Below are 8615 nucleotides of genomic sequence, written 5' to 3' on the forward strand. Positions count from 1 at the left end.
CCGGTCCACGGCCGGTTCGACAGGAAGGACCTTCGATGGCAGCGGCGACGCCGGCCGGGAACGACAGTGCGCCGAGCGCCCGGACCCTGGTGATCATTCCGACGTACAACGAACGCGACAACATCGGCCTGATCGTCGGCCGGTTGCACGCCGCGCTGCCGCACACGCACGTGCTGATCGTCGACGACGGCAGCCCGGACGGCACCGGGGACGTGGCCGATCGTCTCGCCACCGCGAGCGAGGGCCGCATCCACGTGATGCACCGCACGGAGAAGAACGGTCTCGGCGCCGCGTACATCGCCGGGTTCCGTTGGGGACTCGAGCGCGGCTACACCGTGCTGGTGGAGATGGACGCCGACGGCAGCCACGCCCCCGAGCAACTGCACCTGCTGCTCGAGCGGATCGACGCGGGCGCCGACCTGGTGCTGGGCTCACGGTACGTGCCCGGCGGCACGGTCGTGAACTGGCCGTGGCACCGGGAGGTGCTCTCCCGCGGCGGCAACATCTACTCGCGGCTCGCGCTGGGGGTGAGGATCCACGACATCACCGGCGGCTACCGCGCCTACCGCCGCGAGGTGCTCGAGAAGCTCGATCTCGCCGCGGTCGCCTCGCACGGCTACTGTTTCCAGGTCGACCTCGCCTGGCGGGCCGTGCAGGCCGGGTTCACCGTCGCCGAGGTGCCGATCACCTTCACCGAGCGGATCATCGGCGAGTCGAAGATGAGCGGCAGCATCGTGCAGGAGGCCCTGATCAAGGTCACCGTGTGGGGTGTGCGCAACCGGTGGACGAAGCTGCGCGGTCTGCTGCGCCGCTGAGCAGCGGCCGGGGGGAGGGGTGGACGCCGACGGGCGTGCACCCCTCCCGGGTGCCGGGGCTCATTCGACGTTCTTGACCTCGATCTTCTTCCCGGCCTCCTGCTGCTCGGCGAGACCGATCGACACGGTCAGGATGCCCTTGGTGTAGGACGCCTCGACGTCGTCGTCCTTCGCACCCGGGGGCAGGGTCACCGAACGGCGGAACGAGCCGTAGTGGAACTCCGAGCGTCCACCCTCGGACTTCTCCTCGGTGCGTTCGGCCGTGATCTCGAGCTGCCCGGCGTTGATCGAGACGTTGATGTCCTTCTCGGGGTCGAGCCCGGGCAGTTCGGCCCGCAGGACGTACCGGCCGTTCTCGACGCGGTCCTCGACGCGGATGAGGTTGCCGCCGAGGGCGGGACGCAGGCCGGTGAAGGGGAAGGCGTCGAAGAACTCGGACAGGTCCGGGAACACCGAACGGGGACGGCGCGCTGGCACAGTGGACATGTCTGCTCCTCTCTGGGAGTCGGATCGATGGGGAGGTCGTTCCGACTCCATTCGACTCCTCTCGACGAGGTCCCGACAGGGCCGGAAGTCCCGGACCCGGCGGCGCCGAACGTTCGAAGAAGAGGTACTAGGGCAATCGATCGTTCGGCACCGAGCAGGACCGTCGAACGTTCGTCAGGCCGGGTCCGCGGTGCGACGATCGCGTTCGCGCCGCAGCTCGGCGACCTGCACCTGCAGCTCGGCGATGTGCGCGCGCGCCTCGCGCAGCTGGGTGGCCCGCTCGTCGGCCAGTTCGGCGCGCACCATCGCCAGATCCGCCTCGAGTTCGGCGACGCGCTGCCAGGCCTCGGCCGCGGCCCGCAGCGCCTCGTCGCGTTCGGTGCGCAGCCGTGCCGCCTCGAAGTCCACCGCCCCCGTCCCCGCCGCCCGGGGGGCTGCCGGCACGGCGCCGATCCGGGCCGCCGCGGCCTCCGGTGGCCCCGGATCCGGTACCGCCGGGGGCGGCCCCGGATCCGGTACCGCCGGGGGCGGCGCCGGATCCGGGGAGGGGGCGGCACCGGCGGGGGCGGAGGTCCGGCGTTGACGCTCGCGCCAGGCGCGCGCACGTTCGGCGCTGTTGGCGTACTGCTTGCGGCGGCCGCCCGACGCCGGGGTCTCCCCGATCGGTGTGCCGCCCGACGAGGCTGCATCGCTCACGACCGCAGGTTACCAGGGCGAACACCTCCGAACGTTCGAAACAAACGTTCGGAGGTCACGAATGGGTCATCTTTGCGAACGTTCGAATCGTTCGTTCGGTTTCGGTCGTTCTACCAGGTGACGGACAGATCGTCGGCGACACCCAGGTCGGCGCACAACCGGCGGATCGCGCTGCAGTCCTGCACCACCCGCCGCGGATGCGGCGCCGCCGCGGTGTCCGCGAGCATCTCCCGCCCGCCCGGAACGCGCTCCGCCTCCACGATCGCCGCCCAGGTTCCCAGATCGCTGCCGGTGAAGGCCTCGATGCCCGCCGCCAGGGCCTCGACCAGCTGCGCCCGGTCGCCGGGCCCGAGATCGGTGAACACCATCTTCAGCAGCTCGGCCGCGAGGGAGGCGTGGCTGAGCTCGTCGCGCCGGTGCAGGGCCACCGTCGTGCGGTTGACCGGCTGCAGATCCTCGTCCTCGGTCATCAACCCGAGAAACGCGCTGATGGAGGTCTCCGCGACGGTGGTGAACGCCAGCCGGATCAGGGCCTGCGCCCGCGGATCCGGCGCCGCGTCGACGGCGGCGCGGTGCTCGCGCACGGTCCGGCACGGCGGCAGCGCCGACTCGGGCATCCGCCAGCCGCGACGCCGGCGGATCACCGCGCTCGCGTTGAGATGCATCAGGGTGTGGTACTGCTCGTCGACCATCGCCTGCAGCACCCCCGCGGTGACGGTGTCCGAGGGTCCGACCTCGAAGAAGTCCGTCGTGATCAGCGCGAAGCCGGGGTTGACCACGTACTGCTCGATGTCCATGACGTTCTTGTTGTACGCGATCCACCCCCAGCCCCGCAGCCGGGCCCGGCGCTCCTCGTCCAGGGCACGGTACGCGGGGTGGGTGTGGAACGGCACGAGTTCGTCCGGGAAGTCCAGCCGGGTCGGATCGAACAGCTCGTCGAGATCGGGTTCGCGCTTCTTGACCGTGGCGCGCCGCCCCCATGACCGCGCCAGGCCCCGCACGACGGCGCTCTCGACGACGTCGTGCGGATCGTGGTCGGGCAGCGCGGGCGCGAGCAGCGGGCCCCGCGCCCCGGACAGATCAGGCTCGGCCATGGCGGCTCTCCGTTTCCTCGTGCGTCAGCTCCGCGAACAGTCCCGCACACAGCTCCCGATACCGGTCGGCGTCCGCGCCCAGCGGCGTTCCGGCCCGGGCCAGCAGGTCCGCGAACCCGGCCACCGAACCGGCGCCGACCACTGCGTCGAGTTCGTCGAGGGAGGCGCGCAGCGCCGCCCGGGCGGCGGCCGCGTGCGGATTGCCGGCCTGCACGTCGAGATACACCTCGGGCGCGCCGGCGGTGATCCGCGCGAGCAGCGCCCGCAGCAGCACGTGCGGCGGCGGTGCGGTCGCCCCCGCCACCGACGGGGACACGTCGAGCCGGCCCAGCGCCAGCCCGAACGCCAGGACGGCCGCGTGGGTGGCGGCCTGGGTGGCCGCCGCGACCCGGTCGTGCTCGTCCGCCGTCAGCCGCACCACCTGCGCACCCCACCGGCCCAGCGCCCCGACCAGCGACTCGACCGCCGGGCCGGGCCGGTGCTCGACCACCGCCACCGGCCGGCCGGCCATGCCCAGCGCCGGCGCGAACATCGGGTTCAGCCCCACGCACTGCGCGGACCACCCCGGCTCGCGCACGGCCCGCGCCCACGCCGACTTCACCGACAGCGTCTCGACGAGCACCGCGGCCGGCGACAGCAGCGCACCGAGCGGGGCGGCGGCGGCGAGTGCGGTGGTCTCGGGCAGGGCCAGCACCACTGCCGGAGCGACCCGGACCGCGTCCCGCATCGCCGCCGTGGGGGCGGTGACATCGCCGCGCAGCGCGGCCGGGTCGTCGCCGGCGGCCGGGTCGATCACCACCACGGCGGTGCCGTCGCGACGGAACGCCTCGACCAGCATCCGGCCGACCGCGCCGGCACCGCCGGCGACGACCACGGGACCGGCCGCGGCGTTCACGCGCGGGGGCCGTCCTCGGGCGGCTCGTTCACCGACAGGGTGCGGCGCATCGCCACCGCCTTGACCATCGTCTCCTCGAGCTCGTCCGCCGGATCCGACAACGCGACGATGGCGCCGCCGATTCCGAACCCCACCTCGTGCTCGGTGGCGACCATGGTGCGGATGACGATCGACAGATCCGCCGCCCCCGTCGGGGACAGATATCCCAGCGCCCCCGAATACACGCCGCGGGGGCCGTCCTCGAGCTTGTCGATGATCTCCATGGTGCGCAGCTTCGGAGCCCCGGTCATCGACCCGCCCGGGAACGCGGCCCGCACGCAGTCCACCGCGGTCGCATCCGGGCGCAACGTGCCCCGGACCGTGGAGACCAGTTGGTGCACGGCCGCGTACGTCTCGACGTCGAACAGCTTCGGCACGTGCACCGAGCCGGGTACGCACACCCGCGAGAGGTCGTTGCGCACCAGGTCGACGATCATCAGGTTCTCCGACCGGTCCTTCTCGCTGTCGAGCAGGCTCTGCCGCAACGCCCGGTCCGCGTCCTCGGTGGTGCCGCGCGGCCGGGTTCCCTTGATCGGCTTCGACTCGACCACCCGGTCCGGGCCGATCCGCAGGAACCTCTCCGGCGAGGCGCTGAGCACCGACACCTCCGGGAACCGCAGCAGGGCGCTGTACGGGGTCGGGCTGAGTTCCCGCAGCGTCTCGTAGGTACGCAGCGGATCCACGCTGCGCTCCACGGTCGCCGCATTGGTCAGGCACACCTCGTACGTCTCGCCGCTGCGGATCTCGGCGATCGACTGGGCGATCAGCTCGAGGTACCGCTGCGGCTCGTGCCGCAACCGCACCTGCGGATCCTGCTCCGCCCGCACCAGCGGCGCCGTGGCCGGCGCCGTGGCGGACTCCGGCAGGGACTCGAGCACCGCGGCGGTCTCGTCGAACCACGCGGTCGTGGCCGGCTCACCGGTCCGCTCGCTCAGCGCCAGCAGATAGCAGCAGCGCGCCTCGTGGTCGAGCACGACCGCGCGGTCGGCGAACACCATCGCCGCGTCCGCGATGGGGGACGTGTGCACCAGCTGGCCGCCGGTGTCGGCCTTGAGCTCGTACCCCAGGTAGCCCACGTACCCGAGAGCGAACGCGAACGGCAGGTCGTCCCGCCGGGAGACCGTGCGCTCGGCGAGGCGACGGTCGACGTGGTCGAAGAAGGTGGTGTGGAACTCGGCGACCGGTTCCCCGGCCCGCTGTTCGCGCACCAGGGTCTCGGCGACGCTGTAGGTGACGAACTCGGCGCGTGGTCCCGATCCGTCCCCGAGGATGGAGAACCGCGAGTTCGGCTCGGTGGCGGCACTGCCGTCCAGCCAGAAGCTGTGTGGGCCCTCGGCGAACAACGCTTCGAACACCCGCTGCGGGTCCGGGTTGTGTGCGATCCGGCGGCTCTCGAGCACCAGCGCCGGGGGCGGGGCCGTCGGCGCGGGCGGTAGGGCCGGCTCCGGTGGGTGGGGCCGGGCCGGGGTCGCGTCGCGGAAGTTCGCCAGCAGTTCGCGGCCGTACTCGGTGCAGATCGATTCGGGGTGGAACTGCACCCCCCACAGCGGACGGGTCCGGTGGGCGACCCCCATGAGCAGCCCGTCCTCGGTCCAGGCGACGGCCTCGAGCTCGTCGGGCACCCGGTCGACGACCAGCGAGTGGTATCTCACCGCCGCGAACGGCGAGGGAATGCCGGCGAACAACCCGGTGCCGGTGTGCCGGATCCGCGAGAGCCGTCCGTGCACCGGTTGCGGGGCGCGCACCACGTCGCTGCCGAACAGGTTGCACAGGCCCTGGTGGCCCAGGCACACCCCGAGCACCGGCAGACCGGAGTCGAGCAGGGCGTGGGAGCTGATCCCGAAGTCGCGGGCCCGGTCGGGCCGCCCCGGCCCGGGGGAGACGACGACGTTGTCGAACCGGTCCAGGTCCAGGCACTCCCACGGGGTGTCGTTGCTGACGACCGTGGGCGCAACACCGTTGACCTCCGCAAGCAGGCTGTAGAGGTTGTAGGTGAACGAGTCGTAGTTGTCGATCAGCAGGGTGCGGATCGAACCGGCGGGCGGCGGCGCGGCCATGACCGGCCTCAGGTCCGGGTCTCGCGCAGCTCGGCCGACGCCGAGCCGGTGCCGTCGATGATGAGGTCCTCGACCCGGCACGCCTCCGCGATGAGCAGCGCGTACAACGAGTGCAGGAACTCGGGCGACATGGCGTTGCGGTGCGCGTAGGTCTCCGCGCGGTCGTGCACGACCTGCATCCGCCCCGGCTGCAGCATCGGGATGGCGTGCCGCTGTTTCAGGTGCGCGATGCGGGCGCAGATCCGCAGCCGGTCCCGGACGTCGTCGAGGAGCCGGGCATCGACGCGGTCGAGTTCGGTGCGCAGCCCGTCGAGCAGGCGGTCCGGCGTGGATTCGGCGGTGCCGCCGGCCCTGCGGTCGTTGCTGTTGTCCATTGCTTCTCGCCCCCTGTACCACGTCCCGAAACCCCAGTGGGTCATTCCGTTTCGCGTCGTCCGAGGTCGCCGGTCCGAGAATCCGGCCGGTGTTCGATCATGATGACACGCGCGCGAAGGCGCTGTCGGCGTTTGATCTTTTTGTGCCGTGCGCGCAACACGGCCGACCCCTGGGGCCCGTGATACGCGATGCCGCCCCCGGGACGGATCCCGGGGGCGGCATCGTGAGGTGCCGGTGGGGGCGGGTCAGGCGCCGCGCCGCTTGGTCTTGAGCAGTTCGAGGCGCTCCTTGAGCAGTTCGTCGAGCTCGTCGATGGAGCGGCGCTCGAGCAGCATGTCCCAGTGGGTGCGCGGCGGCTTGACCTTCTTGGTCTCCGGTGCCGCGCCCTCGACCAGGGAGCCTTCCAGGCCGTTCTTGCAGATCCAGGTGCCGGGGATCTCCGCGTCGTCGGCGAACGGAACGTCGAACTCCTCGCCGTTGTCACAGCGGTAGCGGGCGATCCGCCGCGGCGCCAGATCGTGGTCACGGTCGGTCTCGTAGCTCACCGCCCCGAGCCGGCTGCCTCGCAGTACACGATCTGCCATGGTGGTGTCCTCTCTTGTGTGCTCCGCCCGGTGCGCTCGCCTCCGAGGGAAGCGAGCGTCCACAGTGCGGTCGACATCGGCGGATGCCGACCACTCTTGTCAACGCCCGCGCGGTCGAATCGGTTCCCGACCGCCCCGGGGCCGTGGGCGCGGGTCATTCTACCGGGCTGCCCCGGCCGCTCCGGCGCCGCGGGCCGGTAAGGTTTGCGGCCATGACCGGACGTACCCGTAAACCGGAGAACTGCCTCTGGTGCGGCCGGCCGGTCGCCGACGCCCCGCTCGGGCGCCGCCGCCGCTATTGCCGCCGCTCGTGCCGCCAGCGGGCCTACGAGCACCGCACCCTCGCCCGGGAGGCGGGCCTGCCGGAGGACGCGGTGGTCCTGACCGCCGACGAGGCGAGCGCGGTCGCCGACCGCGCCTTCGAGGTGCGGTGCGCGGCCGAGGACGTCGCGACCGCGGTGGGCGAGGGCGCAGGTCCGGAGGAGCTGGCGCCGCTGTGCGCCGACCTGGTGCGCCTGGCTCGCGCCGCCGAGCGGCTCCGCTGAACCGGGCTCCGCCGAGCCGGCGGCGGCCTCAGGCGAAGAACGCCCCCATCGTGTACACCACCTGGCAGAAGGTGCCGTCGACGTACTGCACGGAACCGAACAGTGCCGACAGCACCGGCCCGGTGCCGGTGTCGAGGGTCTTCGACAACTGCGGCACCCCGCCGACGGTGTCGTCGAGGGTGGCCACGCCGCCGCGGAAGTTCTCCATGTTCAGCCACACGAACTTCAGGTCGGCCCGCGCCGGCAGGGTGGGGATCGTGGGGGAGACGAAGATCTTCAACTGCCCGATCTGCACGGGCGGCACCGCGTTGGGGCCGGGCTGGGCCCAGCCGGTGGTCATCGCGTACGGGGTGAAGCCGCCGCCGCAGCCGAGCCCGAACGTGGGGGCGGGCTGCATGAACGGCTGCGGCGTGTTGCGCGGCGGCGGCTCGAACAACGCCGGGGTGCGGGCCGCGTCGAGCAGGGACTCCACCGCCCGCAGCGCCTCGGGGGAATCCGCGGCGGCCGCCGCCCGCAGCGCATCCGGCGGCAATCCCGGGGGTGCCGGCTCCGCGACGGCGTGGGCGGGCGCGGCCACGGCGACAGCCGCGGCTGCCGCGGCGGTGAGCGAACGAACGGTCCATCGACGCTGCTGCATCCAGAGCTCCTCGAGGATGGGGCGGGCACGGGCGACGGCGTGGTCGGCTCGACAATAGGGGGGCGGGGGCCGCCGCGGGGCGTTTCCGGGGTCCGGTTCGAAAAGCGGTTACCGAAACTGTGATTCGAGCGCATCCGGTGACCGGATCGCGATCGAACGGTAACAAATCCTCGTCGATTCGCCGCGAGCGCCGCGACAGGTCCCCCCTCCGGTCTCGACTCGGGATCGATGCGGCCCGAGGGGTCGATTTTTCGGTCCGGTTTCGGGCCGAGACGTCGTCGCGGTGGTCTAGCTTGAGGGAGCGCTCCTGTCACATATTCGAGGGCGCGGACGATCGAAGGGGAAAGAGCTACAGCCACGTCGATCCGACCGAGGGGTTTTCCTGCACGGTG

10 protein-coding genes are annotated in these 8615 nt (G+C 72.1%); 2 read left to right on the forward strand and 8 right to left on the reverse strand.

Annotated elements, in window-relative coordinates:
• Positions 1–35 precede the first annotated feature (35 nt).
• Positions 36–815, forward strand: a complete 780-nt coding sequence (locus ISO16_RS03590) for a polyprenol monophosphomannose synthase (RefSeq protein ID WP_006942500.1) — start codon at positions 36–38, stop codon at positions 813–815.
• A 60-nt stretch (positions 816–875) separates the two neighbouring features.
• On the opposite strand, the gene ISO16_RS03595 is transcribed toward ISO16_RS03590, so the two are convergent.
• The 7 genes from ISO16_RS03595 to ISO16_RS03625 all read right to left on the reverse strand — a co-directional run bounded on the left by ISO16_RS03595 (position 876) and on the right by ISO16_RS03625 (position 7041).
• Positions 876–1301, reverse strand: a complete 426-nt coding sequence (locus tag ISO16_RS03595; protein ID WP_006942502.1) for an Hsp20/alpha crystallin family protein — start codon at positions 1299–1301, stop codon at positions 876–878.
• A gap of 174 nt (positions 1302–1475) precedes the next feature.
• Positions 1476–1997, reverse strand: coding sequence for a hypothetical protein (locus ISO16_RS03600; RefSeq protein WP_072635290.1), 522 nt, complete (start codon positions 1995–1997; stop codon positions 1476–1478).
• Positions 1998–2107: 110 nt separating this feature from the next.
• Positions 2108–3091, reverse strand: coding sequence for an AurF N-oxygenase family protein (locus ISO16_RS03605; protein ID WP_006931060.1), 984 nt, complete (start codon positions 3089–3091; stop codon positions 2108–2110).
• Positions 3078–3929 (reverse strand): prephenate dehydrogenase/arogenate dehydrogenase family protein, encoded by an 852-nt coding sequence (locus tag ISO16_RS03610; protein ID WP_206531384.1) that lies wholly within the window; start codon positions 3927–3929, stop codon positions 3078–3080. Before ISO16_RS03610 ends, ISO16_RS03605 begins: the two co-directional genes overlap by 14 nt.
• A gap of 53 nt (positions 3930–3982) precedes the next feature.
• Positions 3983–6082, reverse strand: coding sequence for an aminodeoxychorismate synthase component I (gene pabB / locus ISO16_RS03615; RefSeq protein WP_072635291.1), 2100 nt, complete (start codon positions 6080–6082; stop codon positions 3983–3985).
• Between the two features lie 8 nt (positions 6083–6090).
• Positions 6091–6456: a chorismate mutase gene (locus ISO16_RS03620; RefSeq protein WP_006931064.1), complete on the reverse strand. Its 366-nt coding sequence runs from the start codon at positions 6454–6456 to the stop codon at positions 6091–6093.
• A gap of 246 nt (positions 6457–6702) precedes the next feature.
• On the reverse strand, positions 6703–7041 hold the full coding sequence (locus ISO16_RS03625; protein WP_006931066.1) for an RNA polymerase-binding protein RbpA: 339 nt from the start codon (positions 7039–7041) through the stop codon (positions 6703–6705).
• Between the two features lie 212 nt (positions 7042–7253).
• Between ISO16_RS03625 and ISO16_RS03630 the strand changes: the two genes are divergently transcribed.
• The gene (locus tag ISO16_RS03630) at positions 7254–7586 is read left to right on the forward strand and encodes a hypothetical protein (RefSeq protein ID WP_006931067.1); all 333 of its coding nucleotides are present in this window, start codon (positions 7254–7256) and stop codon (positions 7584–7586) included.
• Positions 7587–7614: 28 nt separating this feature from the next.
• Here the strand turns inward: ISO16_RS03630 and ISO16_RS03635 are convergent, their stop codons facing one another.
• Positions 7615–8223, reverse strand: coding sequence for a hypothetical protein (locus tag ISO16_RS03635; RefSeq protein ID WP_072635292.1), 609 nt, complete (start codon positions 8221–8223; stop codon positions 7615–7617).
• Between the last annotated feature and the right edge of the window lie 392 nt (positions 8224–8615).

The organism is Rhodococcus sp. M8 (assembly GCF_015654185.1).
Lineage (GTDB): Bacteria > Actinomycetota > Actinomycetes > Mycobacteriales > Mycobacteriaceae > Rhodococcus > Rhodococcus aetherivorans.

Excerpts from the sequence above, each read along its gene's own strand:
- ISO16_RS03610 (WP_206531384.1), bottom strand. The coding sequence starts at position 3,929 with ATGCTGGTCGAGGCGTTCCGTCGCGACGGCACCGCCGTGGTGGTGATC.
- ISO16_RS03595 (WP_006942502.1), bottom strand. The coding sequence starts at position 1,301 with ATGTCCACTGTGCCAGCGCGCCGTCCCCGTTCGGTGTTCCCGGACCTG.
- ISO16_RS03620 (WP_006931064.1), bottom strand. The coding sequence starts at position 6,456 with ATGGACAACAGCAACGACCGCAGGGCCGGCGGCACCGCCGAATCCACG.
- ISO16_RS03635 (WP_072635292.1), bottom strand. The coding sequence starts at position 8,223 with ATGCAGCAGCGTCGATGGACCGTTCGTTCGCTCACCGCCGCGGCAGCC.
- ISO16_RS03590 (WP_006942500.1), top strand. The coding sequence starts at position 36 with ATGGCAGCGGCGACGCCGGCCGGGAACGACAGTGCGCCGAGCGCCCGG.
- ISO16_RS03625 (WP_006931066.1), bottom strand. The coding sequence starts at position 7,041 with ATGGCAGATCGTGTACTGCGAGGCAGCCGGCTCGGGGCGGTGAGCTAC.
- pabB (WP_072635291.1), bottom strand. The coding sequence starts at position 6,082 with ATGGCCGCGCCGCCGCCCGCCGGTTCGATCCGCACCCTGCTGATCGAC.
- ISO16_RS03630 (WP_006931067.1), top strand. The coding sequence starts at position 7,254 with ATGACCGGACGTACCCGTAAACCGGAGAACTGCCTCTGGTGCGGCCGG.
- ISO16_RS03605 (WP_006931060.1), bottom strand. The coding sequence starts at position 3,091 with ATGGCCGAGCCTGATCTGTCCGGGGCGCGGGGCCCGCTGCTCGCGCCC.